General features: G+C 71.6%; 20 protein-coding genes. 13 read left to right on the top strand and 7 right to left on the bottom strand.

Annotated elements, in window-relative coordinates:
* Window positions 1–162: 162 nt before the first annotated feature.
* The 4 genes from dnaA to BT98_RS0104725 all read right to left on the bottom strand — a co-directional run bounded on the left by dnaA (window position 163) and on the right by BT98_RS0104725 (window position 5,024).
* Window positions 163–1,617 carry a chromosomal replication initiator protein DnaA gene (gene dnaA, locus BT98_RS0104740; RefSeq protein WP_019460935.1) on the bottom strand — a complete coding sequence of 485 codons (1,455 nt, stop codon included), beginning with the start codon at window positions 1,615–1,617 and terminating at the stop codon, window positions 163–165.
* Between the two features lie 364 nt (window positions 1,618–1,981).
* Window positions 1,982–2,260 carry a 30S ribosomal protein S20 gene (gene rpsT / locus BT98_RS0104735; protein WP_019460936.1) on the bottom strand — a complete coding sequence of 93 codons (279 nt, stop codon included), beginning with the start codon at window positions 2,258–2,260 and terminating at the stop codon, window positions 1,982–1,984.
* A gap of 312 nt (window positions 2,261–2,572) precedes the next feature.
* A complete protein-coding gene (locus BT98_RS0104730; protein WP_019460937.1) occupies window positions 2,573–3,352 on the bottom strand; it encodes an enoyl-CoA hydratase in 780 nt (259 codons plus the stop codon).
* Between the two features lie 241 nt (window positions 3,353–3,593).
* Window positions 3,594–5,024 (bottom strand): nucleobase:cation symporter-2 family protein, encoded by a 1,431-nt coding sequence (locus BT98_RS0104725; protein ID WP_202801191.1) that lies wholly within the window; start codon window positions 5,022–5,024, stop codon window positions 3,594–3,596.
* Window positions 5,025–5,450: 426 nt separating this feature from the next.
* Between BT98_RS0104725 and BT98_RS0104720 the strand changes: the two genes are divergently transcribed.
* The 4 genes from BT98_RS0104720 to BT98_RS0104705 all read left to right on the top strand — a co-directional run bounded on the left by BT98_RS0104720 (window position 5,451) and on the right by BT98_RS0104705 (window position 11,744).
* Window positions 5,451–7,112 (top strand): glycoside hydrolase family 13 protein, encoded by a 1,662-nt coding sequence (locus BT98_RS0104720; protein ID WP_019460939.1) that lies wholly within the window; start codon window positions 5,451–5,453, stop codon window positions 7,110–7,112.
* A 360-nt stretch (window positions 7,113–7,472) separates the two neighbouring features.
* Window positions 7,473–8,867 (top strand): glutathione-disulfide reductase, encoded by a 1,395-nt coding sequence (gorA, locus tag BT98_RS0104715; protein WP_019460940.1) that lies wholly within the window; start codon window positions 7,473–7,475, stop codon window positions 8,865–8,867.
* A gap of 138 nt (window positions 8,868–9,005) precedes the next feature.
* A complete protein-coding gene (locus BT98_RS0104710) occupies window positions 9,006–10,388 on the top strand; it encodes a class II 3-deoxy-7-phosphoheptulonate synthase (RefSeq protein WP_019460941.1) in 1,383 nt (460 codons plus the stop codon).
* 195 nt (window positions 10,389–10,583) lie between these two features.
* The gene (locus tag BT98_RS0104705) at window positions 10,584–11,744 is read left to right on the top strand and encodes a beta/alpha barrel domain-containing protein (protein WP_026033152.1); all 1,161 of its coding nucleotides are present in this window, start codon (window positions 10,584–10,586) and stop codon (window positions 11,742–11,744) included.
* Between the two features lie 54 nt (window positions 11,745–11,798).
* Here BT98_RS0104705 and BT98_RS0104700 read toward each other — a convergent pair whose 3' ends face one another.
* The gene (locus BT98_RS0104700; RefSeq protein WP_019460943.1) at window positions 11,799–12,038 is read right to left on the bottom strand and encodes a hypothetical protein; all 240 of its coding nucleotides are present in this window, start codon (window positions 12,036–12,038) and stop codon (window positions 11,799–11,801) included.
* A gap of 223 nt (window positions 12,039–12,261) precedes the next feature.
* Here BT98_RS0104700 and BT98_RS0104695 point away from each other — a divergent pair, with 223 nt between their 5' ends.
* Both BT98_RS0104695 and BT98_RS23265 read left to right on the top strand, forming a co-directional pair.
* Complete coding sequence (locus BT98_RS0104695; RefSeq protein ID WP_019460944.1) at window positions 12,262–13,083, top strand: hypothetical protein; 822 nt, start codon at window positions 12,262–12,264, stop codon at window positions 13,081–13,083.
* Between the two features lie 69 nt (window positions 13,084–13,152).
* Window positions 13,153–14,580 carry a methyl-accepting chemotaxis protein gene (locus BT98_RS23265; protein WP_019460945.1) on the top strand — a complete coding sequence of 476 codons (1,428 nt, stop codon included), beginning with the start codon at window positions 13,153–13,155 and terminating at the stop codon, window positions 14,578–14,580.
* Between the two features lie 30 nt (window positions 14,581–14,610).
* Here the strand turns inward: BT98_RS23265 and BT98_RS25935 are convergent, their stop codons facing one another.
* Window positions 14,611–15,672 carry a 2OG-Fe(II) oxygenase family protein gene (locus BT98_RS25935; RefSeq protein WP_019460946.1) on the bottom strand — a complete coding sequence of 354 codons (1,062 nt, stop codon included), beginning with the start codon at window positions 15,670–15,672 and terminating at the stop codon, window positions 14,611–14,613.
* Window positions 15,673–15,907: 235 nt separating this feature from the next.
* Here BT98_RS25935 and BT98_RS0104680 point away from each other — a divergent pair, with 235 nt between their 5' ends.
* The 5 genes from BT98_RS0104680 (at window position 15,908) to cysS (ending at window position 21,703) form a co-directional block, all read left to right on the top strand.
* On the top strand, window positions 15,908–16,831 hold the full coding sequence (locus BT98_RS0104680; protein WP_019460947.1) for a DMT family transporter: 924 nt from the start codon (window positions 15,908–15,910) through the stop codon (window positions 16,829–16,831).
* Window positions 16,832–16,950: 119 nt separating this feature from the next.
* Window positions 16,951–18,546, top strand: a complete 1,596-nt coding sequence (locus tag BT98_RS0104675) for a nitrilase-related carbon-nitrogen hydrolase (protein WP_019460948.1) — start codon at window positions 16,951–16,953, stop codon at window positions 18,544–18,546.
* A 10-nt stretch (window positions 18,547–18,556) separates the two neighbouring features.
* Complete coding sequence (locus BT98_RS0104670; protein WP_019460949.1) at window positions 18,557–18,937, top strand: hypothetical protein; 381 nt, start codon at window positions 18,557–18,559, stop codon at window positions 18,935–18,937.
* Window positions 18,934–20,262: a glutamate--tRNA ligase gene (gene gltX, locus BT98_RS0104665; RefSeq protein WP_019460950.1), complete on the top strand. Its 1,329-nt coding sequence runs from the start codon at window positions 18,934–18,936 to the stop codon at window positions 20,260–20,262. The genes BT98_RS0104670 and gltX overlap by 4 nt, the downstream gene beginning before the upstream one ends.
* A gap of 10 nt (window positions 20,263–20,272) precedes the next feature.
* A complete protein-coding gene (gene cysS, locus BT98_RS0104660; protein ID WP_171982289.1) occupies window positions 20,273–21,703 on the top strand; it encodes a cysteine--tRNA ligase in 1,431 nt (476 codons plus the stop codon).
* A 37-nt stretch (window positions 21,704–21,740) separates the two neighbouring features.
* Here cysS and BT98_RS0104655 read toward each other — a convergent pair whose 3' ends face one another.
* The gene (locus BT98_RS0104655) at window positions 21,741–22,526 is read right to left on the bottom strand and encodes a class I SAM-dependent methyltransferase (RefSeq protein ID WP_019460952.1); all 786 of its coding nucleotides are present in this window, start codon (window positions 22,524–22,526) and stop codon (window positions 21,741–21,743) included.
* Between the two features lie 236 nt (window positions 22,527–22,762).
* Between BT98_RS0104655 and copM the strand changes: the two genes are divergently transcribed.
* Entirely contained in the window at window positions 22,763–23,146 is a 384-nt protein-coding gene (gene copM, locus BT98_RS0104650) for a CopM family metallochaperone (protein ID WP_019460953.1), read from the top strand.
* An 85-nt stretch (window positions 23,147–23,231) separates the two neighbouring features.
* Window positions 23,232–24,035: an RNA methyltransferase gene (locus tag BT98_RS0104645; RefSeq protein WP_019460954.1), complete on the top strand. Its 804-nt coding sequence runs from the start codon at window positions 23,232–23,234 to the stop codon at window positions 24,033–24,035.
* The last annotated feature ends 39 nt before the right edge of the window (window positions 24,036–24,074 follow it).

The following is a 24,074-nucleotide window of genomic DNA, read 5'->3' as shown; positions in this document are numbered from 1 at the left end:
CGATAGCTGTTGGGGGCCCCGGAGCCAGGGACCCAGTGTTGACAAGGAGACATTCCTATCACCCCGCCCAAACCCGGGGAAGCGGGGCCACCGGCCGCATTTCGGCGTGGCCCGGCAGGACGGGCGGGCTAGGCGGGGCACCGGAGCGGGGGCGTGGGGGGGTCAGGTCTCCAGCATGCGCCGCAGCAGCTCGACATCCTCGGCGAAGCCGGCATCCTGCTGCATCAGCTCCTGCACCTTGGCCACGGCGTGCATGACCGTGGTGTGGTCGCGGTTGCCGAACTTGCGGCCAATCTCGGGCAGGGAGCGCGAGGTGAGCTGCTTGGCCAGGTACATCGCCACCTGGCGCGGCCGCGCCACGTTGCGCGCCCGGCGGGCCGAGGACATGTCGGCGAGGCGCATGTTGTAGTGCTCGGCGACCCGCTTCTGGATCTCCTCGATCGTCACGCGGCGATCATGGGCGCGCAGGATGTCGTGCAGGACCTCCTGGCAGCTTTCCAGCGTCACCGGGCGGCCGAACAGGCCGGAATGGGCGATCAGCCGGTTCAGCGCGCCCTCCAGCTCCCGCACGTTCGAGGTGATCTTGTGCGCGAGGTATTCCAGCACCCGCGCCGGCACGGGGATGCCCGCCGCCTGTGCCTTGGCCTCCAGGATCGAGATCCGCAGCTCGTAGGTGGTGGCGTGGATATCGGCCACCATGCCGCAGCCGAGCCGCGTGCGCAGCCGGTCCTCCAGCCCCGACAGGTCGGAGGGCGACTTGTCGGCCGAGACCACGATCTGCTTGCCGGCATCCACCAGCGCGTTGAAGGTGTGGAAGAACTCCTCCTGCGTGTTGTCCTTGCCGATCAGGAACTGCAGGTCGTCGATCATCAGCACGTCGACGGAACGGAGGCTCTCCTTGAACTCCATCGTGCTCTGCGAGCGCAGCGCCGCGATGAAGCGGTACATGAACTTCTCGGCGGACATATAGGCCACCGAGCGGTCGAGGCCCGGCTCGCGCAGCGCCCAGGCGATCGAGTGCATCAGGTGCGTCTTGCCCAGCCCGACGCCGCCATAGAGGAAGAGCGGGTTGAAGCCCGGGCTCGCCGGTTTCTCCGCCACGCGGCGGGCGCAGGCATAGGCGAACTCGTTCGGCTTGCCGACCACGAAGCTGTCGAAGGTGAAGCGCGGATCGAGCGGCGCGGCCCAGTCGTTGCGGGGGTCGGCACTGCGGGAATCGGCCGCGCGGGCCTCGGCCGGGCGTGCCGGCTCCGGCACGGCGCGCGGCATGGCCTCGCCATCCACCGCCGCGCCATCGGGTGCCGGTGCCGGGGCCACGCGGATATCCACCCGGCGAACGCCCAGGTTCTCGGCCTGCCAGAGTGCGCGCAGCCGGTCCCCGTACTGGCTGCGCAGCCAGTCGCGCAGGAAGCGCGAGGGCACCTGCACCACGGCCTCCTCGCCCTCGATGGCTGCCAGCGTCATCTGGCGCATCCAGGTGCGGTACTCGATCTCGCCGATTTCCTCGCGCAGGCGGCCGCGGATGCGCGTCCAGGCTTCGGTGACGTTGGAGGAATCCAGGTTGGCGCCGGAGAGGGCGGGAGAGGTGCCGCCGAGGTCTTCCTGCTGCATGAGCATCCGCATCCTCTCTCCGAACCGCGGCTCGCGCCGCTCTCCCTCGACCGGCCGACAGGACCGGACATTCTGGCCTGACCCCGGCCGGACCTGCCGCCCCCGGGAGGGGGGAGGAGAGCCTCGCGCAGAGCCCCCGGCCAGGGTGGGAGGGGCACAACAGCGCGAAGCCCGGAACCGATCAAGAAGAGTCAGAGCGGCGCTCCGACTCCGGAGTCACACTGTTGCAACGAAGCTATAGAGCACCAACCCGAATTCGGATGATGTCTTAGCCTCGTCGGCTAACTGCTTTGAAAATCCTGCAAAAATTACGGCCCGAATCAGAACGATCCGGGCCGTCAACACACCTACTGAAGGTGTGATCGAATTTTTAGCCCTGCGCCGTCGCGCCCAGCGCCTTCACGCGGGCGGACAGGCGGGAGAGCTTGCGGCCCACGGTGTTGGCGTGCAGGACGCCCTTCGTGACGGCGCGCATCATCTCGGGCTGGAAGGCCTGGAAGGCGGCCTGGGCCTGGCTCTTGTCGCCCGCAGTCAGCGCGTCCTCGAGCTTGCGCAGGAAGGTGCGCACGCGGGAGCGGCGGGCGGTGTTGCGCGCGTTGCGCTTCTCGGTCTGACGGATGCGCTTACGCGCAGAGGGCGTGTTCGCCATGAGCTGTACTGACTGCCGATCTGTCTGTGGAACGCCGCCACCCTCCAGGACAGGACCAAGGGGGACAGCAGAAGGTCGGGGCTTCTAGACCCCGACCGGCTGCGAAGTCAACCGCAAAGCCCCTCGCAGGAGGGGTGGTGGTGCCCGCCGGGTGGCCGGCCGCCTGGCCACCCTGGTACGTCTCCTGGCACGTTCCTTGGGGCAGTTCCCGGGATGGGCGCGCCTGGGGGGAACTCTCCCCGAACCGGACGCCGGCGAAAGGCCCGCATGGCTGTGCTGCCCGCGGCTGGCCGCCGTCCGGCCGGCCGGCGGTCAGCCGCGCCCAAAATCGGGCTTCCGCTTCTCGACGAAGGCGGCCATGCCCTCGACCTGCCCCGCCGTGCCGAAGAGGCTCAGGAAGAGCTGGCGCTCCAGCCGCACGCCCTCGCGCAGCGTGGTCTCGAAGGCGGCGTTGACGGCGGCCTTGGCCATGGCGACCGAGGTCGGGGGCAGGGCGGCGATCCGCGCCGCCATCTCCAGGACCTGAGGCAGCAGCTCCGCCGCCGGGACCACCCGCGCCACCAGCCCGCTGCGCTCGGCCTCCGCGGCGTCCATGATCCTCGCGGTCAGGATCAGGTCCATGGCCTTGGACTTGCCCACGGCCCGGGTCAGCCGCTGCGTGCCGCCGGCGCCGGGCAGAATGCCGATACTGATCTCCGGCTGGCCGAACTTCGCCGTGTCGGCGGCGACGATCATGTCGCACATCATCGCCAGCTCGCAGCCACCGCCCAGCGCATGGCCCGCCACCGCCGCGATGACCGGCTTGCGCACCTGCAGGATCGTTTCCCAGCGCTGGCCGATGAAGTCGTTCCGGTACACGTCCGGAAAGCGGCGGTCCTTCATCTCCCGGATATCGGCCCCGGCGGCAAAGGCGCGCTCACTGCCGGTCAGCACGATGGCGCCGACCTCCTCGTCGGCATCGAAGGCGAGCAGCGCCTCGCCAAGCTGCGCCATCAGCGAATCGCTGAGTGCGTTGAGCGCCTTGGGACGGTCGAGCGTGATCAGGCCCACCCGCCCCTGCCGCTCCGACAGGACCAGTTTCTCGTCGGCCATCGGGGTTCCTCCGCTGCGTGGCGGGGAGGCTGTCGCCTGCGACGGGCGAGGTCAATCCGCCAGGCCGGCAGGGCAGCGGCGTGGTCCGGTGGCAAGGGGCCGGCTCTCGCGTCAGCCGGGGCCGGCGGGCGGGAGGTCCAGGGTCAAACCTGTACGTTTGACCAGGTTCCTGGCGGAAAAGGGGGGGCGGGGGCGGCGCGACGTCCGGGCGTGCAGCGCGACCGGCAGCCCGCCGCCCGTATCAGACGTGTTCCGCCGCCGCGGCTGCCGTGGTGGCCTCGCTGCGGGCGTGCTCGCGGCTGCCCAGGCCGTTGAAGAAGGCGTTCAGGGACACTGCGACGATGGAGGCCAGGAGGATGCCAGATTCCAGCAGCGGGTGCAGCTCGTGCGGCAGGGCGCGGAAGAAGTTCGGGGCCGTCAGCGGGATCATGCCGAAGCCCACGGACAGGGCGACGACGAAGAGATTGTTCTGGTTGTTGCGGAAATCGACATGGGTGAGGATGCGTGCGCCGGTGGCCGCCACCATGCCGAACATCACCAGCCCGGCGCCGCCGAGAACGACCTGCGGCACGGCCTCCACCAGCGCCGACATCTTCGGAAGCAGGCCCAGGGCGAGCATGATCACGCCGGCGCCCACCGTCACCCAGCGCGAGCGCACACCGGTCACGCCCACCAGCCCGACATTCTGCGAGAAGGAGGTGTAGGGGAAGGTGTTGAAGATGCCGCCCAGCAGCGTGCCCAGCCCGTCGGCGCGCAGCCCGCGGCTCAGCGCATCCTGGTCCACGGGGCGATCGGTCATCTCGCCCAGGGCCAGGAACATGCCCAGAGATTCGATCATCACCACGACCATCACGATGCACATCGTGACGATGGGCACGAGGTGGAAGGTCGGCATCCCGAAGTGGAAGGGCGTCACCACCGCGAACCAGGGGGCGGCCAGGACGCGCTCGAAATGCATCACCCCCATCAGGCTGGCCAGCACCGAGCCCGCGACGATGCCCAGCAGCACCGCGACATTGGCCACGAAGCCGCGCCCCCACTTGATCAGCGCCAGGATCACCAGCAGCACGAAGAGCGCGATGCCCAGCCCGGTGAGCTGGCCGTAATTCGGGTTGGCATAGGAATAGGGCACGCCGTCGACGACGCGCGTCAGCATGGGCAGCCCGCCGCCGGCCCAGTTGATGCCCACCCGCATCAGCGAGATGCCGATCACCAGGATGATCGTGCCCGTGACCACGGGTGGGAAGAGCGGCAGAAGCCGGCTGACGAAGGGCGCCACCAGCACCCCGAAGATGCCGGCCGCGATCACCGAGCCGTAGATGCCCAGCAGCCCGACATCGGGCGCGGCGGCCATGGACAGCATCGGTCCCACGGCGGCGAAGGTCACCCCCATCATCACCGGCAGGCGGATGCCGAAGCCGGGGAAGCCCAGGCACTGCACCAGCGTCGCGAGGCCGCAGGCGAAGAGGTCCGCCGAGATCAGAAAGGCGACTTCCTGGGGGGCGAGGTTCAGCGCCCGCCCGATGATCAACGGCACGGCCACGGCGCCCGCATACATGACCAGCACGTGCTGTAGCGCGAGCGGCACCAGTTTCGGCAGCGGCAGCATCCGGTCCACCGGATGCGGACCCGTGCCCACCCGGCCAGCCCTGGCCTCCATGCGTCCCGACATCGGCAACTCCCTGTTTTCCTTGGTTCCTGGCGGTCCCGGGAGGGCCGCCGGATGCGATGCTGGAACAATCGGTTAGCAAGGCTCGTGCCGGGGAATGGCCTCGGCCGAGAAGGGCGGCCCGGTGAAGGGATAGGCAATATGCCTTGGAATTGGGCCTCTTTCGCGTGAAGGCGCAGCAGGTGCCCCTCCATTCCGGCCGCTTGGTGCCGAGATTGCCGAAGGGGTGGAGCGGTTCGCCAGAAGGACCGGCAAGGTTTCGCTTCCAGCCTGCGGACCGCCGGGCCGGCAGCGGTCTTGATCCCGCACCGGCGCCCTCCATGTTGCGCTGCAACAAAACCCAGGGGCGGTGGCCACCCCGGTTTCGCCTCAACCCAACGGCATGGCGGGTGTTGGGCGCAGCAGAACCAAGCAAGCAGGACGACCGGCATGGACCAAGTCGCGACCGCGGCCCTTCCTTCCGCCAGCCATCCCGGCGCCGAGTGGTGGCGCTCGGCCGTGATCTACCAGATCTACCCGCGCTCCTTCGCGGATTCCGACGGCGACGGCATGGGTGATTTGCCGGGCATCGCGGCCCGGCTGCCCCATGTGGCGCGGCTCGGGGTGGATGCGGTCTGGCTCTCGCCCTTCTACCGCTCGCCGCAGGCCGATGGCGGCTATGACGTGGCGGACTACCGGGCCGTGGACCCGCTCTTCGGCACGCTGGCGGATTTCGACCGCCTGCTGGAGCGGGCCCATGCGCTGGGGCTGCGGGTGATCGTGGACCTGGTGCCCAACCACAGCTCGGACGAGCATCCCTGGTTCCAGGCCGCCCTCCGCACCCCGGCCGGCAGCCCGGAGCGCGCATGCTACATCTTCCGCGACGGACGCGGTCCCGCCGGCGATGTGCCGCCCAACGACTGGCGCAGCGTCTTCGGCGGCTCCGCCTGGTCGCGCGCGCCCGGCGACACGCAGTGGTACCTGCATCTCTTCGACCGGCGGCAGCCGGATTTCGACTGGACGCATCCGGAGGTCCGCGCCGAGTTCGAGAGCATCCTGCGCTTCTGGCTCGACCGGGGCGTGGACGGCTTTCGCGTCGATGTCGCGCATGGGCTGGTCAAGGCGCCGGGCCTGCCGGAATGGAGCGGCCAGGCCACCATGATCGAGGGCGAGGAGCGTCGCGACATGGGGCCGATGTGGGACCAGGAGGGGGTGCACGAGATCTACCGCGACTGGCACCGGGTGCTGGCCTCCTATCCCGGCGATCGGATGATGGTGGCGGAGGCCTGGGTGAAGCCGCCGTCCCGCCTCGCCCGCTACGTGCGCCCGGACGAGATGCAGCAGGCCTTCAACTTCGACTACCTGACCGCGCTCTGGGACGCGGCGGAGCTGCGGCGGGTGATCGACGGCTCCCTCGGGGCCGCCGCCGCCGTCGGCGCGCCGACCACCTGGGTCCTGTCCAACCACGACACGGTGCGCCATGCCTCCCGCTACGGGCTGGCCGTGCCGGGCTCCCGCCCGCTCGGCATCGATGCGGCGGGCGAGCAGCCGGACGAGGCGCTGGGCCTGCGACGTGCCCGCGCCATGGCGCTGCTGACCCTGGCCCTGCCGGGCTCGGCCTATATCTACCAGGGCGAGGAACTGGGCCTGCCGGAGCACACGACGCTGGAGGCCCGCCACCGCCAGGACCCCTCCTTCTTCCGCACCGGCGGGGTGGAGACCGGCCGCGACGGCTGCCGGGTGCCGATCCCCTGGGAGGCGGAGGCACCGGGCTTCGGCTTCAGCCCGGCCGGAGCGACCTGGCTGCCGCAGCCGGAGGGTTTCCGCGCCTATGCCGTGGACCGGCAGGAGGGCGTGCCGGGCTCCACCCTGGAACTCTACCGCCATCTGCTGCGCCTGCGCCGGGAGCATGGGCTGGGGCAGGGGGATCTGGTCTGGGAAGCCTCCCCGCCTTCCGTGCTGGCGCTGCGCAACGGGGCGGTGCGGGTCGTCATCAATCTGGGCAAGACCCCGGTGCCCCTGCCGGAAGGCCGCCTCCTCGCCGCCAGCCTGCTGCCGGAGGGCGAGGTCGGGCTGCCCGGCAACGCGGCGGTCTGGCTGGCGGCGGGCTGATACGGACGGTCCCTGCGCTGCGCTTCGTGGCCGGTCGCCGGTGGGAGAGGCCCTGCCTCTCCCACCGGACCCCCTCTCCGCCGGGGACGGAAGCTGGTCCTCAGGCTCTGGCCTTTCGTTGGCTCTGGTGGTGACCGTTATTCTGCGGCTCGACCCCCGGGAGCAGGTGGAGGCGCAGGGGAAGCCACCGTTCGTATGAGTCCGGCGCCGGCAGGCCTGACCCGCCCGCGACGCGGCCCCGGTCTCCGGCCGGGCGTGGGGCCGGGTCTTGCCCCGGGCGCCGGAAGGCCCGACCTAGGGCGGCGGAACAGAGAACCCTCCCAGCCTCTCAGCCCCCAGACCTCCAGCCAAGGATTCCGGATGTCCTCCTACGACTTCGACCTTTTCGTGATCGGCGGCGGCAGTGCCGGCGTGCGCTGCGCCCGGATCGCCGCCGGCCATGGCGCGCGGGTGGGCATCGCCGAGAGCCGCTTCTGGGGCGGCACCTGCGTCAATGTCGGCTGCGTGCCCAAGAAGATCATGGTGCAGGCGGCGGAATACGGCCAGTGGGCGGCGGATGCGGCGGCCTTCGGCTGGGACATCGAGAAGCGCGGCCATGACTGGTCGGTGCTGAAGGAGGCGCGGGACAAGGAGGTCGCGCGCCTCAACGGCATCTACCGCCGGCTGCTGGAGGGCAACGGCGCCCAGGTCTTCGAGGCGCATGCCCGCTTCATCGACGCGCACACCCTGCAGGTGGGCGAGGAGCGGGTGACCGCGGAGCGCATCGTCATCGCCGTGGGCGGCCGTCCGATCCGGCCGGACCTGCCGGGCATCGACTGCGTGATGATCTCGGACGACCTCTTCACCCTGGAGAAGCGGCCGGAGAAGATCATCATCGTCGGTGGCGGCTATATCGGTGTCGAGTTCGCCGGGCTGCTGCACGCGCTGGGTTCGGAGGTGGTGCTGACCTACCGCCAGAAATGGCCCCTGCGCGGCTTCGACCAGGAACTGCGGGAAGGGCTGGCCGAGGCGCTCATCGCCCAGGGCATCAAGATCAACCCGGGCGAGACCATCACCGGCTTCGGTCCGGCGGGTGACGGGCGGATCGTGAACCTCGCCTCCGGCCGGGTGCTGGAAGCCGATGCCGTGCTGGTGGCGGTCGGGCGCGAACCGGCCACCCAGGGCCTGGGGCTGGCCGAGGCCGGGGTGGCGGTGGATGCGCGCGGCGCCGTGGTGGTGGACGAGGACCACGCCACCAGCGTCCCGCATATCTACGCGCTGGGCGATGTCACCGACAAGCTGAACCTGACGCCCATGGCGACGGCGGTGGGTCATGCCCTGGCCGACACGCTGTTCGGTGGCCGGTCGCGCCGCGCCTCCTATGACAACGTGCCCAAGGCCGTCTTCTCCTCGCCGCCGATCGGCAGCGTCGGCCTGACCGAGGAGGAGGCCGCGGCGCGGGGGCCGACCGACATCTATCTCACCCGCTTCACCCCGATGCGCCACACGATCAGCAAGCGGGAAGGGCGGCGTAGCCTGATGAAGGTGGTGGTGGATGCGCGGACCGACCGCCTGCTCGGCATCCACATGCTGGGCGAGGATTCGCCGGAGATCCTCCAGGGCTTCGCCGTGGCGGTGGTGAACGGGCTGACCAAGGCGCAGCTCGACGCCACCATCGGCATCCATCCGACCGCCGCCGAGGAATTCGTCACCCTTCGCTCCCCCGCCCGGCGGGCGGGGGACATGCAGGACGAAGAAGGCCGGGAGGAGGTGTAGTCCGCAGGCGGGACCGCCCCCGGGAGGAAGGAGGCTTTCCCAAGGGGGCTTTCCCAAGGGGGCTTTCCCAGGGGGGGCTTTCCCAGGGGCCGGAACCGCCGCTATGGTCCCGCCCCCGAAAACGGAAGCGCCACAACGATGACCAGCAAGGACTGGCACCCCGGATCCTGGCGCGACATGCCGATCCGCCAGGTGCCCGACTACCCCGATAGCAACGACCTCGCGGCCGCGGAGGCGAAGCTCGCCTCCTTTCCGCCGCTGGTCTTTGCCGGGGAGGCAGACCGGCTGACGGCGCGCCTCGCCGATGCGGCGGAAGGCCGCGCCTTCATCCTCCAGGGCGGCGACTGCGCGGAATCCTTCGCGGATTTCCGGGCCGACAACATCCGCGACACCTTCAAGGTGCTGTTGCAGATGGCGGTGGTGCTGACCTTCGGCGCCTCCCTGCCCGTGGTGAAGCTGGGCCGCATGGCCGGGCAGTTCGCCAAGCCCCGCTCCTCCGACACGGAAACGCGCAACGGCGAGACGCTGCCCTCCTATCGCGGCGACATCGTCAACGGGCCCGAATTCACCGCCGCGGCGCGCGTGCCCGATCCGGCGCGCATGGAATTCGCCTATCTCCAGTCCGCCGCGACGCTGAACCTGCTGCGCGCCTTCGCCACCGGCGGCTTCGCCGACCTGAACCAGGTGCATCGCTGGAACCTGGGCTTCGTGGCGCGCTCGCCGCTGGCGGAACGCTACCAGGACCTCGCGGCGCGCATCGACGAGACGCTGCGCTTCATGCGGGCCTGCGGCATGGAGAACGCGCCGCAGCTCCACGAGACGGAGTTCTACACCTCGCATGAGGCGCTGCTGCTCGGCTACGAGCAGGCGCTGACGCGCGAGCCCTCGACGCATCCACGCCGGCACTATGCCTGCTCGGCGCATTTCCTCTGGATCGGCGACCGCACGCGGCAGCCGGACGGGGCGCATGTCGAGTTCCTGAGCGGCGTGGCCAATCCGATCGGGCTGAAGGTCGGGCCGACCACCTCGGTGGAGGACCTGCTGCGGCTCACCGAGCGTCTGAACCCGCGCAACGTGCCGGGGCGGCTGACGCTGATCACCCGCATGGGCGCCGGCAAGGTGGAGCAGCACCTGCCGCCGCTGCTGCGCGCGGTGAAGGCGGAGGGACGCAAGGTCACCTGGATCACCGACCCGATGCACGGCAACACCGTGCCGGCCGGCAGCTACAAGACCCGCTCCTTCGACGCCATCCTGCGCGAGGTCCGCAGCTTCTTCGACGTGCATCAGGCCGAGGGCACCTGGCCCGGCGGCGTGCATGTGGAGATGACGGGCGCCGACGTCACGGAATGCCTGGGCGGCGCGCATCGTCTGACCGAGGCCGACCTGTCCCGCTCCTACGCCACGGCCTGCGACCCGCGGCTGAACGCGGAGCAGTCGCTGGAACTGGCCTTCCTGGTGGCCGAGGAGCTGAAGGCGCGTCGTCCGGGCGCGAGCAGCCTGCCGCTCCAGGCGGCCCAGTAGCCCTGGGCAGGTAGCCCGGGCCCCCGGCTCGGCCTGCCGGGCGCGGTGCGGATCTGCATCGCCCCGGCGGCATGGGTGGCCTCCCGGCGGCATGTCACAGTCCACCGGGCCAGGCTGGGCGGTGCGTCAGCCGGGAAGGCGCGCGGTGCCCACGGCATGCCGCGCGGGACGATGGATCGAGGGAAGGACAGAGGCATGGCGGAGCCCCCGGCAGGACCGGCCCCGAGCAGGGCGGAGATGGAGGCGGAGATCACCGCCCGCACCGACAGCTACTTCAACCGCACCAAGGCGATCGTGACGGCCCATGGCGACTGCCGCGTCACCTATGCCGTCTTCCTGCGTCGGCCCGTGATCTCCGCGCCGCGCCTCGCGCTGGAATGGCTGCGGCGTGTGACGGCCGAGCGCGGGCTGGAGGTGCAGATCGACCTGATGCACCCCGAGGGAAGCTGGGTCGGCGCCGGCGATCCGCTGCTCTACGTCACCGGCTCCTTCGTGGGGCTGGTGGACCTGGAGACGCTGCTGCTGCAGCAGGTGGGGCCGCCCTGCGTCGCCGCGCACAACGCCTACCAGATGTGCCTGGAACTGCCGAGGATCCCCTTCCTGGCCATGGATGCGCGGCACTGCGCCGGCGCCGACATGCAGGAGATGATGGCCTATGCCGCCGCCGTCGGCGGCGACGCCGCCCGCAAGGAGGGCGCTCGCGGCTTCGTCGGCAATGCCAGCAACGCCACCGCCCACTGGTTCGGCACCCCGGCCGGGCTGGGCACGATGCCGCATGCGCTGATCGGCTATGCCGGCTCCACCCTGCGCGCCGCCGAGATGTTCCGCGAGACCTATCCGGACGACGACCTGACCGTGCTGACCGACTATTTCGGCCGGGAGATCGCGGACGGGCTGGAGGTCTGCCGTCGCTTCCCGGATCTCGCCGCCGCGGGCCGGATCTCCGTGCGGCTGGACACGCATGGCGGCCGCTACCTGGAAACGCTCGACCCCGGCGAATCCTACGCGGTGCTGGAGCGCAACATGCCCGGCGCCATCCGCCGCTACCGCACCGAGGAGGAATTGCGCTTCCTGGTCGGCACCGGCGTTTCCGCCGCCGCCATCTGGCGGATGCGGGAGGCGCTGGACAAGGCCGGCTTCCCGAAGGTGCGGATCATCGCCTCCTCCGGCTTCTCCGTCGCCAAGTGCCGCGTGATGTCGGAGGCCAGGGCGCCGCTCGATGTCGTCGGCACCGGCTCCTTCATCCCCGATCGCTGGAGCGAGACCTACGCCACGGCGGATATCGTGGCCTATGACGGGGTGCCGCGGGTCAAGGTCGGGCGCGAGTTCCTGCTGCGGGGCGGCAGGCCCGGCTGAGGCGGGGGCCGGAGGGCTCTTCCGCGCCGGCGGAATGCCCCCGGCAGGCCCGTTTCAGGGAAACGGGGCCAGAAGAACGAAGGTTCTGGCGGTATCGAGGATATCCAGCCCGAAATGCCGGCAGGCATCCTCCATCAGCCGAACGGCCAGCACGGTCAGCGCGACCACGATCATGCCGAGGGCGGTCCTTGCCCCGGCCTGGGTGACGAGCAGCGCCTGCATGTTCTGCTGCGTCCCGGGGCGCACGACCTGGCGCCTCCACAGGTGCAGCTGCCGCTTCCAGTCCTCCAGCATGGCGCCTCGTCTTCCACTGCGTGACGGAGGCCCGCCCCCGGGAGAGGCGGAGCCGGGATTCCGTGTGCGCAGACTGCCACCGATGCAAAGTTCGAGATAGGGGTCGTTTTTTGATACGGCTCGGATGGCGCATCACGAGTCTGGTGACGGAGCCGTGCCGCCGTTCACCGGCCCTTCACCTTCCCGGAGGTATCCTTCGCCCATTTGAAGGGTGAAAGTGTGAATGCGCCTGTATCGTGATCTTTCCGTGGGACGGAAACTGGCGGTCTCGGCCGGGCTGACGCTGCTTCTTCTGGGGATGCTGCCGGCTGTGACCTGGCAGGAAGCCGGCAATATCGCCCGGCAGGAGGACGAGTTCTCCGGCGCCAACAGGGCCTCGCTGCGCCTCAACGACCTGTCCGGCAAGGTCCAGTCCGTCCCGGCCCTGGCGCTCACCCTGCGCGATGCACAGACCGGGGACGCCGTGCGGGACGCCGAGGCGCGGGCGAGGCAACTGCTGCGGCAGGCGGAGGAGCAGGGGCCGGCTCTCCTGCGCGAGTTGCCGGAGGCGTTGCAGGCGCGCCTGGCGGAAATGCCCACGCTGCTGCGGGACTATGCCGGCGCGGTCGACGAGATGGCCGAAAACCGCCTGCGCCTGTTGCAGGCGCGCGACGGGCGCTTCTATCCCATCAGCGCCGCCATCGACCAGACGATGGAAAGCGTGCTCAGCGCCGTCGAGTTCGATACGGACAGCAATTCCGCGGCCACCGAGCTGCGGGAGCGGATGGCGAGCTTCCAGAACGCGGTGAACGACATCCGCTTCGGCCTCCAGCGCTTCCTGGCCACGCAGGACGCCCAGCAGACGCGCCGCATCCGCTCCGCCATCGCGAAGCAGAGGGTGCATCTGCAATCCGCGCTGAGCGTGCCGATGGCCGAGCGTTTGAAGGAGGATGTGCGGAAGGCGGGCCAGCTCGCGGCCGAGCTGGTCGCGGCGACGGACGAGATCCTGGGCGCCGGGGAGGCGCTGGAAGGCATCATGGCCCAGCGGATCCAACCCGGCGCCTAGGCCCTGCGGGAGCTCGGCGACAGCACCGGCCACGCCCTGGCGGAGCGTGTGGCGCAGGCGGATACGGGGGTGGCGGGCTCGATCCGGCGGCTGTGGAAGTTGCCGCTGATCCTGGGCGGCGTCGTGACGCTGCTGCTGGCGGTTTCCGGCTGGATCAGTGCCCGCGCCATCGGGGCGCCGATGCGGCGCCTGGCCGGCGCGGTCGCCGCCATCGCCGGCGGCGACGTGGGTCGGCCCGTGCCCGACCGCAACCGGCGCGACGAGATCGGGGCGATCGCCCAGGCGCTGGAACGGCTGCGCGCCGTGGCGGGTGACGCCTTCGCTCGCGGGCAGATGATCGAGCAGTTGCCGGTCGGCATCATGACCGCCGACCCGAAGGACGGGTTCCGCATCACCTACGTCAATGCGGGCATGGTCGCGCTGCTGGAGCGGCTGCGCGGCGTGCTGCCCTGTGCGCCGGAGGCGGTGAAGGGCCGGAGCATCGACATCTTCCACCACCATCCCGGAGAGGTGCGTGCGATCCTTTCCGACCCGGCGCGGCTGCCCCACCGCACCCGGATCAAGCTGGGCGACGAGGTCTTCGACCTGCGGGCCAGCGCCATCACCGACGCCGCCGGCGGCTATGTCGGGCCGATGCTGAGCTGGACCCTGGCGACGGAGCAGGCGAGGCTGGCCGATGTCTTCGAGGGCGAGGTGGGCCGCCAGGTGGAGGGCGTGGCCAGCCGGGCCGACGAGCTGCGCCAGGCGGTGGCGGCGGTTTCCGCCTCCGCCGCGGATTCCGGTGACCGCGCCCGCCAGGTGGCCGAGATCTCCCGCCAGTCCAGCGCCGACGTGCAGGCGGTGGCGGCGGCGGCGGAGGAGATGGCCGCCAGTGTCAACGAGATCACCCGCCGCGTCGGCGAGGCCGCGAGCGTGGCGGGGCAGGCGGTGAGCGAGGTGCAGTCCACCGATTCCATCGTGCGTTCGCTGAGCGAGAGCGCGGGACGCATCGGCGACGTGGTGCGGCTGATCTCCGACATTGCGGGGCAGACCAACCTGCTGGCGCTGAACGCGACGATCGAGGCGGCGCGGGCCGGCGAAGCGGGCAAGGGCTTCGCGGTGGTCGCCGGGGAGGTGAAGGGCCTGGCCGCGCAGACCGCCCGCGCCACCGAGGAGATCACCGCGCAGATCGGCCAGATGCAGTCGGCGACGGCCGAGGCGGTTTCCGCCATCCAGGGCATCGGCAGCACGGTGGAGCGCACCAGCGAGATCGCCACGGCCATCGCGGCGGCGGTGGAGCAGCAGGGCAGCACGACGCGCGAGATCGCCCGCTCGGCGGCGCAGATGGCGGAGGGCAGCAGCATGGTGGCCGACGCCATCGTCCAGGTGCAGGGTGCCGCGGAGCAGACCGGCGCGGCGGCGGCGCAGATCATGGCCGCCAGCGGCGACCTGTCCGAGCGCGCGGCCAGCCTGCGTGCCCAGGCGGGCAGCTTCCTGGGGGCGATCCGGGCCGCGTGACGGCCGGGGAGGGCGCCGGGCCGGGGCGGTTCAGCCCTGCATCCGGACGGCGCCCCCCAGGTTGGCACCCTGGCCGGCGCCGCGCTGGCGGATCATGTCCTGTTCCGCCTGCGCGCCCTCGGCATCGGTGAGGAAGGTGAAGATCGCGAAGCGGCGGCCGCGCGTGACCGGCAGGGCCTCGTGCAGCAGGTCGCAGCAGAAGACCGCACCGCCGCCGGCCTCCGGCGCATACCGGTCGGGGCCGAATTCGGGGAAGGCGATGGTGCCGCCGTCATAGTCCATCCCCTGGCTGTTGAGGTTCAGGCTGAGCGCGAAGCGGCGGTGCCGGGTGAAGGGTGTGCGGTTGTCGCGATGCGCGCCAAAGGCCCCGGCATCCGCGGAATCGTAGCAGCCGATGCGGGGCGGCTCGAAGCTGGCGGCGCGGAAGCGGAAGGCGCGCATCATCTCCGGCAGCACGCGCCGCTTCAGGCGCTCGGCGAAACTGGCATAGAGCTGCCGGTCGTCCAGCGCGACATCGGCGCGTCGCTTGATGCTGGCGGCGGCACTGGCGGCGCCGGCGGCGCTGGCCACGCGGTCCTTCATCTTCTCCCCGGCCTGCCAGTGCCGCAGCAGGGCGGAGATCAGCGACGGCTCCAGGATGTCGGGGATGATCAGCACCGGGGCCGGGGCGCTGCGCAGCACAGGCGGGGCGGGCGGCACCAGCGTGTCGAGCACCTCCTCCAGCGCCCCGGGGCCGGCGGCGACATGGCCGATCTTGCCGCGCGCCAGCAGCACCGCGGCGCCGCCCTCCGCTCCCAGGCCCAGCATGCCGGCGAGCTGCCGTTCCGGATCGAAGACGCGGGACAGCGCTTCCTCGCGCAGGATGCCGTCCGGCGGCGCCGCCTCCACCAGCACCAGCATGGCGCCGAGGGCACGGGCCGCGCGCTCCGCCTCCAGCAGCGCCGCCTCCGCCGGGAAGGGCGGCAGCAGCAGGATGCGGTGCAGGTGGGCGATGAACTGGTGCGTCGCGTCCCAGGCCCCGCCCTGCGCATCCGGCAGGGTCAGCGAGGCGACGAAATCCCCAGGGCTGAGGCGCGGCAGGGTCTGGCTCATGTCCCGGTTTGTCCCGCGTCATGGCCGGGGATGGCAAGGGGGCCGGTGGGGGAGCATCGCCGTGGCGCTGGGCACGGCAGGCCGGCCCCATGGGAATGGACAGCGATGCTGACCTGCCGCAGTCTCGGCCGCCATGCCCGATTGCGCCGCCCGGCCCCTGCCACCCCGCTCGTCCATCCCGCGTCCCTCCCAGCAGCACCCGGCGTCGGCCGAGGAGGCAGCCCTGCCCGGGCGTGTGCCCCGCGACCCCGCGGCGGCGGCCCGGGAGTGGCGTCTGGGGCTGCTCTGCATGCTGGGCGTGCTGGTCTGCTGGTCGGGCTTCCTGCTGTCCGGGCGGCTCTCGACCAGGCAGGCCTTCACCGCGGGCGACATGGCGGCGCTGCGCTTCACCGGCAGCCTGCTGGCCGGGCTTGCGGTGGTCGCCTGGCGGGGGTGGCCACGCCTTTCCCTGGTCCGGGGCGCGGCGCTCGCCTTCTGCGCCGGCTTCGGCTACGCGCTGCCCGTCTATGCGGGCTTCGCCTATGCCCCGACCGCCCATGCCGGGGTGATGCTGATCGGCACATTGCCCTTCGTCACCACCGCCCTGGCGGTTGTTTTCCTCGGCGAGCGCTGGTCGCGGCAGCGCGTCCTGTCCCTGCTGGTGGTGGCGCTCGGCATCGCGCTGCTGGCCGGGGCGACGCTGGGCGAGCATCCGGGCGCCTGGCGCGGCGACCTGCTATTCCTGCTCGCGGGGGTGTTCTGGTCCGTCTACACGCTGCTGGTGCGGCGCTGGCGCGTGCCGGCGCTGACGGCGGTGCTGTCCGTTTCGCTGCTGCCGGCGCCGGTCTTCCTGCCGCTCTGGTACTTCGCCCTGCCCAGCAACCTGCCGGCCATCGGCTGGGGGCCGGTGCTCTGGCAATTCGCCTATCAGGGCGTCATCGCGGCGGTGATGGCGAGCTTCCTCTACACGCGGGCGGTGAATGCGCTGGGGGCGGCGACCGCCACGACCATCACCGCCTTCGTGCCCGCCCTGGCCGCCATCGCCGCCTGGCCGCTGCTGGGCGAGGCGCTGGAGCCCGGCGGGATGGCTGGGGTGGCACTGGTCTCGGCCGGGATCATCCTGGGGGTGCTGGGCCCCTGGGGCCGCCGCCGCGCGGCCGGAACGCAGGGGGAGGAATAGGCCCGGCGGGACCATTCCGCGCCGTTCTCAACATCACCAATTAATACTTTGTTTTACTACGGATATTTTCAGGCTTCCGTGAATTCCCCCAGGGGGCGCTCTGATCTAGCCTCCCGGTCATGCCGGAATCCGTCTCCCTGCGCATCGCCTTGGCCCAGACCGATCCCTGGATGGGGGACATACGGCGCAACGTCGCCCGCCTCCTGGCGCTGCGCGCCGAGGCCGCTGCGCAGGGGGCCGACCTGCTGGTGGCGCCGCGCCTGGCCCTGCTGGGCGCGCCGCCGGAGGACCTGGCGCGCGATCCCGCCGTGCTGTCCGCCTGCGAGGCGGCGATCCGGCATCTGGCCGAAGCCACCGGGGATGGCGGGCCCGGCCTGCTGCTCGGCGCGCCCTGGCGCGAGGCCGGGCGCTGCCACGACGCCGCCTTCCTGCTCGATGGTGGGCAGGTCCGCGCGCGGCGGGCGCGGCATGAGCCGGGCGAGCCCGGGCTGGCAGAGGATGTCATGCTCTTCGCCACCGGCCCGGCGCCCGGGCCGATGGTCTTCCGCGGCCTGCGCCTGGGCGTGATGGTGGGGGCGGATGCCGCCGGGCCGGCCGTGGCGGAGACCCTGTCCGAAAGCGGCGCCGAGCTCCTGCTGGCCCTGGAGGCCGATCCCTTCCGGCCGGGCGGGGCGGAGCGGCGCATCGACCGGGCGGTGGCCAGGGTGGTGGAGACCGGCCTGCCGCTGCTCTCGGTCAACCTTGTCGGGGCGCAGGACGGCATCGCCTTCGACGGCGCTTCCTTCGCCCTGAATGCCGACCGCCGTCTGGCCCTGCGCCTGCCCGGCCTGGCCGAGACCCTGGGCATCTCGGAATGGCGGCAGGGCGGCGCGGGCTGGGAGGCGGTGCCGCAGCCCCTGCCCGAACCGCCCGGGGAGGCGGGGCTGCTCTGGGAGGCGCTGCTGACCGGACTGCGCGCCCAGTTGATGAAGAACGGCCATGGCGAGATCCTGCTGGAGCTGGACGGCACCCCGGCGGCGGCGCTGACGGCCCTGCTGGCGGTGGAGGCCATCGGCGCCGCGCGGGTGCGGGCGGTGCTGCTGCCGGGGCTCGGCATCCGCTCCGGCCGGCGGGCGGCGGAATGCGCCCTGCGCCTGGGCATCGGCACGGACACGCTGCCGACCGGCTCCGCGACCGGCGCGGTCCATTCGGTGCTGGGGGCGGAGGCCCGGGACCTCGACGTCTCGCCGCGCCTGCGCCACCTGCTGCTGGAGGCCCTGGCCGAGGTGCGCGGGGCGCTGCTGCTGTCCTCCGGCACGCGGTCCCGCTACCTGCTGGGGCTGATGGGGCCGGGGGCCTATGCGCCGCTCTCCGGCCTCTACGACAGTGAGGCCGCCGTGCTTGCCCGCTGGGGGCTGGAGCGGGGCTGGCTGACCGAGGTGCTGCTGCGCCCCTCCGAGGCTCCGGCTCCGGACCTGCCCGCCGGCCTGCCTCCGGTGGAACGGCTCGACCCCATCCTGCGGGTCCTGGCGGGGGAGGCCGGGACGGGTGACAGGCCGCCCCTGGACGCGCTGCTGCGGGACGGGCATGACCGGGCGACGGTGCTGCGGGTCTGGCGTTTGATGGACGGGGCCGCGTACAAGCGCCGGACCTCGCCGCCGGGCTGGGGGATCGGTCCCGCCGGCCCGGCCCGGCACACCCCGATCACGAACGGATTTACGGCCCAACTGGCATGACGCTTCCGGCATGAGCGACCTTTTCTCCCCCGAGGGCGGCTATGCCGTCCGTATCCGCGACCTGTCCGGCGGCAATGGCGCCGAGCCGGTGGAAACGATCCGCGGCTTCGAGAGCCTGGCCCATGCCAATGCCTTCGCCCGCCGCTATGTGCGGGATTCGGTCGAGCGCTGCCGTGCCCCCGGCATGACGGGCGAAGATGTGCTCGCCGCCTGGTTCGCCTTCGGCGAGGATGCCGACGTGACCGGCGCCGGCGGCGAGGGCTGGACCAGCGGCGCCGAGGTGAAGGGCTTCGCCGCGACGCGCGCCACCGATGCCGAGGAGCGCAACTGGCGCGTCCTCGACCCGCGCCGGCTGGACGGGAATGACGAGGAGGGGGAGGACGAGGCATGAAGGTCCGCTTCGCCCCCAGCCCGACCGGCTACATCCATGTCGGCAATGCCCGGGCCGCGCTGGCCAACTGGCTCTTTGCGCGGCAGAAGGGCGGGCAGTTCCTGTTGCGCCTCGACGACACCGACACGGAGCGCTCCAAGCCCGAATATGCCAGGGCGATCGAGGAGGACCTGCGCTGGCTCGGCCTCGACTGGGACGAGTTCCTGCGCCAGTCCGACCGCACCGCCCGCTATGAGGCCGCCGCGGAGAAGCTGAAGGCGCTGGGCCGGCTCTATCCCTGCCTGGAAAGCGAGGAGGAGCTGGAGTTCAAGCGCGAGCAGCGCCGCCGCCAGAACAAGCCGCCGGTCTATGACCGCGCCGCGCTGCGGATGACGCCGGAGCAGCTCGCCAAGGCCGAGGCGAACGGCAAGCGGCCCTACTGGCGCTTCAAGCTCTCGGGCGGCGAGGCGGCGTGGCGCGACATGGTGCTGGGCGACCGGCGGGTGAAGCTGCCGGCGCTCTCCGACCCGGTGCTGGTGCGGGCGGACGGCACCTTCCTCTATACCTTCACCTCGGTGGTGGACGACCTGGAGACGGGGATCACCCATGTCATCCGGGGCGAGGACCACGTCACCAACACGGGCATCCAGCTCGACATCATGGGCGCGCTGGGCATGGGGCGGGAGATCCGCTTCGCCCATCTGCCGCTGCTGGTGGATGCCGAGGGCGCGCCCCTGTCCAAGCGGCTGAACAGCGTCTCGCTGCGCCAGTTCCGCCGCGACGGGATCGAGCCGGCGGCGCTGGCCGGCTACCTCGCCGCGCTGGGCGCTCCGCGCGACCCGGTGCCCGCCATGCCGGCGGATCTGGTGGCGGGCTGGTCGCTGGAGGGGCTGTCCCGCTCCGCCGCGCGCTTCGACCCGCGGCAGATGCTGGCGCTGAACCGGAAATACCTGCACGGGCTGGATTTCGCCGCCGTGCGCGACCGGCTGCCGCCGGAGGCCACGGAGGCGTTCTGGCTGGCGGTCCGGGGCAATCTCGACACGCTGGGGGAAGCAAAGGACTGGCTCGACGTGGTCGAGGGGGATATCCTTCCCTCCGAGCAGCCCGAGGAGGCGGATTTTCTCCGCGCCGCCCTCGCCTGCCTGCCCGAGGAGCCCTGGAACGGTGACACCTGGTCGCGATGGACGGCGGAACTGGCGGGACGCACGGGGCGCAAGGGCCGCCTGTTGTTCTGGCCGCTGCGCCGGGCGCTGACCGGCGAGGAACACGGGCCCGACCTCAAGGCCCTTCTGCCGCTGATCGGGCGCGAACGCGCCGTGCAGCGGCTCACCGCCTCGGCGGGATGAGTTTCGGTTGATGCAGATCCAGCTCCATGACAGCGCCCAGCGGCGCAAGCGCGACTTCACGCCGATCGACCCGGGAAACATCCGCATCTATGTCTGCGGCCCGACGGTCTATGACCTCGCGCATCTCGGCAATGCGCGGCCGGTCGTCGTCTTCGACGTGCTGGCGCGCTTCCTGCGCCGCGCCTTCCCGGGCGTCACCTATGTCCGCAACATCACGGACGTGGATGACAAGATCAACGCGCGCTCGCGCGAGACGGGCGAGCCCATCGCCGCCATCACCGCGCGCACGGCGGCGGATTTCCATGCCGACATGGCGGCGCTGAACTGCGCGCCGCCGGACCACGAGCCGCGCGCGACCGAGACGATCCCCGAGATGATCGCGATCATCGAGCGGCTGATCGCCAACGACTATGCCTATGCGGCGGAGGGGCATGTGCTCTTCTCCGTCTCGGCCTATGCCGAGTACGGGCGGCTCTCGGGCCGCGATCCAGAGGAGATGCTGGCCGGTGCCCGCGTCGAGGTCGCGCCCTATAAGCGCGATCCGGGCGATTTCGTGCTCTGGAAACCCTCCGACAGCGAGACGCCGGGCTGGGACAGCCCCTGGGGCCGTGGCCGCCCCGGCTGGCATATCGAGTGCTCCGCCATGTCGTGGAAGTATCTCGGCGAGGAGTTCGACATCCATGGCGGCGGGCAGGATCTGCTCTTCCCGCACCATGAGAACGAGGTGGCGCAGAGCTGCTGCGCCTTCCCCGGCAGCCATTTCGCGCATTACTGGGTGCACAACGGCATGCTCCGGGTGAATGGCGAGAAGATGTCGAAGTCGCTCGGCAACTTCCTTACCGTGCGCGACATCCTGGCCCACGGGCCCTGGGCGGGCGAGGCTTTCCGCCTGCTGCTGCTGCGTACCCACTACCGCTCCGAGATCGACTACACGCTGGATCGACTGGAGGAGGCGAAGCGGGAGCTGGACGATTTCTACGCCCTGCTGGCCCGCATCCCGGGCGATGCGGCGGCCGACGAGGAGCAGGCCGCGCGCCTTGCCGCCTGGGCGCTGGAGCCGCTGGCCGACGACCTGAACACGCCGCTGGCGCTGGCCCGGCTGCGCGACCTGCGCACGCTGGCCAATATCGGCGCCGTGGGCGGTTCCGCGACGGTGGTGCTGGGCCGCATCGGCCTGTCCGAGGCGCCGGAGCCGGGCACGGCGGCGGCGGCGCTGCGCGAGGCCGCCGGGGTGCTGGGGCTGCTGTCCAGCGATCCGCAGGGCTGGCGCCAGGGGGGAGCGGATGGCGAGGCGGCGGCGATCGAGGCCGCCATCGCGGCGCGCCTCGCCGCCCGCAAGGCGCGCGACTGGGCCGAGGCGGACCGCATCCGCGACGACCTCGCCGCGAAGGGCGTTGTGCTGGAGGACGGGCCGAAGGGCACCACCTGGCGCCGGGCCTGAGCCGGCGGCGGAGCGTCCGGGACGAGCGCTCCGCCGTTCAGCCCTTCCGCACCCGGACATGCAGGAAGAGCGGCGCCACCCGTGTGTCCGCCACCGTCGGCACCTGCCGCGCCAGTTCCTCGCTGGCGCAGGGCTCGCCCATCGCCTCGATGCGCAGCCGGGCCGCGAGGATGATCGAGACCCAGCCCGACAGGGTGCGGTGGAAGCGGGGCGTGCGGAAGGGCGGGATGCCGGCGCGTTCCTCCACCGGCAGGGTGGAGAAATGCCATTCGTCCACGGCGCCGGCAGTGTCGTCGAAGTAGCGCGACACCTCCACTCCCAGCACCATGCCCTCCCCGTCACGCAGCACGCGCCGCCGGGGCGGGGCGAAGCAGGGGTGCAGGATCGAGAACTGCAGGAAGCCGCCGGGACGCAGCACCCGCGCCGCCTCGCGCAGCGCCTGGGCCTGGTCGGGCATGTCCATCAGCGACATGAATGCCGTGGCGAAGTCGAAGCGCGCATCGGGGAAGGGCAGGGCGGTGCCGTCCCCCACGCCATAGGCGATGCCGAGCGGTTCCGCCGCCTCGGCCTCCCGCGCATGGCGGATGAAGGTGGGGGCGATGTCCACCGCCCGCATCCGCGCGCCGAGCCGGGCGAGCTGCCGCGTGTTGGCGCCCTCGCCGCAGCCGATATCGATCCCCTCGAGCTTGGCCACGGGCGGCAGCATCGCCAGGAAGGCCGGCGTGTTCAGCGCGTCGCGGTACACGTCCATCCCGGCGCGGACCTGACGCGTCCAGTGCTCCGCATTGGCTTCCCAGTGCGCGGCGACTTCGGCGTGATCCATGGCGGCGCATTCCTGTTCCGGCGGGCGGGGAGGGCCGGGACGCATGGCACGGACCGGTGACAGGGGCATGACATTCCGGTTCCCGGGACATGACAGGGATGGGTCAGGGCCGCGCCGCCGAACGTGTCCGGAAAGGGCGAGGGCCGCCCTTGCCTTCCCGCAAGGGGAAGGCCGCAGCCCTGTCCTTCCAGGGGCCGGGCGGAGTCCGGCCCAGACGATCGGGAAGGAGAATCCCCATGTTCCGCACCCTGCTGCTGCTGGGTACCTTGACCCTCGCCCAGCCCGCCATGGCGCAGATGGCCGGTCATGGCACCCATGGCGCCTCGCCCGCCGCCCCCACGGCCCCGCCCACGGGCAGGGCGGCATCGAGCCCGAGCACGGCGGAATACCGTGCCGCGATGGAGCGGATGCACAAGGCCATGGACATCCCCTACACCGGGGATGCCGACAAGGACTTCGTGGCCGGGATGATCCCGCACCACCAAGGGGCGATCGACATGGCCCGGACCGTGCTGAAATATGGCAAGGACCCGGAGATCAGGAAGATCGCCCAGGACGTGATCGCGGCGCAGGAGCGGGAGATCAAGGAACTGGAGGCGATCCGCAAGCGGCTGAACTGAGCCCCGCGCGGCGGCCCCTTGCTCCCGGGCGCCCGGCGACGCATGCACGCGGCCTGGCACGGGCGCGAGGCGGGAGAGCGAGGGCATGACGGGACGGGATGGCGGCGCGGACCTGCATCCGGCACCGGGCGAGAGCCCGATCGTGGTGCTGGTGCGGCCGCAGCTTGCCGACAATATCGGGGCCGTGGCGCGGGCCATGGCCAATGGCGGGCTGTTCCACCTGCGGCTCGTGGCGCCGCGCGATGGCTGGCCGCAGGAACGCGCCTGGGCCACGGCGAGCGGCGCCGGGCGCATCCTGGATGCCGCCACGGTGCACGAGACCGTGGACGGGGCGGTGGCGGACTGCCAGCGCGTCTTCGCCACCTGCCCCCGGCCGCGCCATGTGATCATCCCCGTGCGCACGGCGCGCGCCGCCGCCGAGGACCTGCGCGGGATCAACGGCCGGGGCCTGCGGGCGGCGGTGCTGTTCGGGCCGGAGCGCGCCGGGCTGGACAACGAGGACATGGCGCGGGCGGACACGCTGGTGCGCTATCCGCTGAACCCGGCGCACATGTCGCTGAACCTCGCCCAGGCGGTGATGGTGCTGGCCTATGAGTGGTGGACCGCCGCCGAAGCGACGCCGCCGCGCCAGCTCATGACCAACGAGACGCATGTCGCCAGCAAGGAGGAGCTGGAAGGCTTCCTCGGGCGCCTGACCTCCGAGCTGGATGCCTGCGGCTTCCTCAGCAACGCGCAGAAGCGGCCCGGGATGATCCGCAACCTGCGCCACCTCTTCCAGCGCGGCGAGGTGACGGAGCAGGAATTGCGGACCCTGCACGGCGTGGTGAGCGAGCTGTCGCGCGGGCGCATGAAGCGCGGGCGGCCGGAGGAGGACGGGGAGCCGGGTTGAGCCGGCCTCCTCACCCCGCCGGCGCCGCCCCGACCTTCC

This window comes from Roseomonas mucosa ATCC BAA-692, from assembly GCF_000622225.1.
Taxonomy (GTDB): Bacteria; Pseudomonadota; Alphaproteobacteria; order Acetobacterales; family Acetobacteraceae; genus Roseomonas; species Roseomonas mucosa.
Note: the sequence above shows the minus strand (reverse complement) of the source record. Positions and strands in the feature narration are given on the sequence as shown.

What these genes read in the sequence shown, in the direction of transcription:
- BT98_RS0104645 (WP_019460954.1), top strand. Translation starts at nt 23,232, where the DNA reads ATGACGGGACGGGATGGCGGCGCGGACCTGCATCCGGCACCGGGCGAG.
- BT98_RS0104710 (WP_019460941.1), top strand. Translation starts at nt 9,006, where the DNA reads ATGACCAGCAAGGACTGGCACCCCGGATCCTGGCGCGACATGCCGATC.
- BT98_RS0104705 (WP_026033152.1), top strand. Translation starts at nt 10,584, where the DNA reads ATGGCGGAGCCCCCGGCAGGACCGGCCCCGAGCAGGGCGGAGATGGAG.
- rpsT (WP_019460936.1), bottom strand. Translation starts at nt 2,260, where the DNA reads ATGGCGAACACGCCCTCTGCGCGTAAGCGCATCCGTCAGACCGAGAAG.
- BT98_RS0104730 (WP_019460937.1), bottom strand. Translation starts at nt 3,352, where the DNA reads ATGGCCGACGAGAAACTGGTCCTGTCGGAGCGGCAGGGGCGGGTGGGC.
- BT98_RS0104720 (WP_019460939.1), top strand. Translation starts at nt 5,451, where the DNA reads ATGGACCAAGTCGCGACCGCGGCCCTTCCTTCCGCCAGCCATCCCGGC.
- copM (WP_019460953.1), top strand. Translation starts at nt 22,763, where the DNA reads ATGTTCCGCACCCTGCTGCTGCTGGGTACCTTGACCCTCGCCCAGCCC.
- gorA (WP_019460940.1), top strand. Translation starts at nt 7,473, where the DNA reads ATGTCCTCCTACGACTTCGACCTTTTCGTGATCGGCGGCGGCAGTGCC.
- BT98_RS0104670 (WP_019460949.1), top strand. Translation starts at nt 18,557, where the DNA reads ATGAGCGACCTTTTCTCCCCCGAGGGCGGCTATGCCGTCCGTATCCGC.
- BT98_RS0104700 (WP_019460943.1), bottom strand. Translation starts at nt 12,038, where the DNA reads ATGCTGGAGGACTGGAAGCGGCAGCTGCACCTGTGGAGGCGCCAGGTC.
- BT98_RS25935 (WP_019460946.1), bottom strand. Translation starts at nt 15,672, where the DNA reads ATGAGCCAGACCCTGCCGCGCCTCAGCCCTGGGGATTTCGTCGCCTCG.
- BT98_RS0104725 (WP_202801191.1), bottom strand. Translation starts at nt 5,024, where the DNA reads ATGTCGGGACGCATGGAGGCCAGGGCTGGCCGGGTGGGCACGGGTCCG.
- BT98_RS0104695 (WP_019460944.1), top strand. Translation starts at nt 12,262, where the DNA reads ATGCGCCTGTATCGTGATCTTTCCGTGGGACGGAAACTGGCGGTCTCG.
- dnaA (WP_019460935.1), bottom strand. Translation starts at nt 1,617, where the DNA reads ATGCTCATGCAGCAGGAAGACCTCGGCGGCACCTCTCCCGCCCTCTCC.
- BT98_RS0104655 (WP_019460952.1), bottom strand. Translation starts at nt 22,526, where the DNA reads ATGGATCACGCCGAAGTCGCCGCGCACTGGGAAGCCAATGCGGAGCAC.
- BT98_RS0104675 (WP_019460948.1), top strand. Translation starts at nt 16,951, where the DNA reads ATGCCGGAATCCGTCTCCCTGCGCATCGCCTTGGCCCAGACCGATCCC.
- cysS (WP_171982289.1), top strand. Translation starts at nt 20,273, where the DNA reads ATGCAGATCCAGCTCCATGACAGCGCCCAGCGGCGCAAGCGCGACTTC.
- gltX (WP_019460950.1), top strand. Translation starts at nt 18,934, where the DNA reads ATGAAGGTCCGCTTCGCCCCCAGCCCGACCGGCTACATCCATGTCGGC.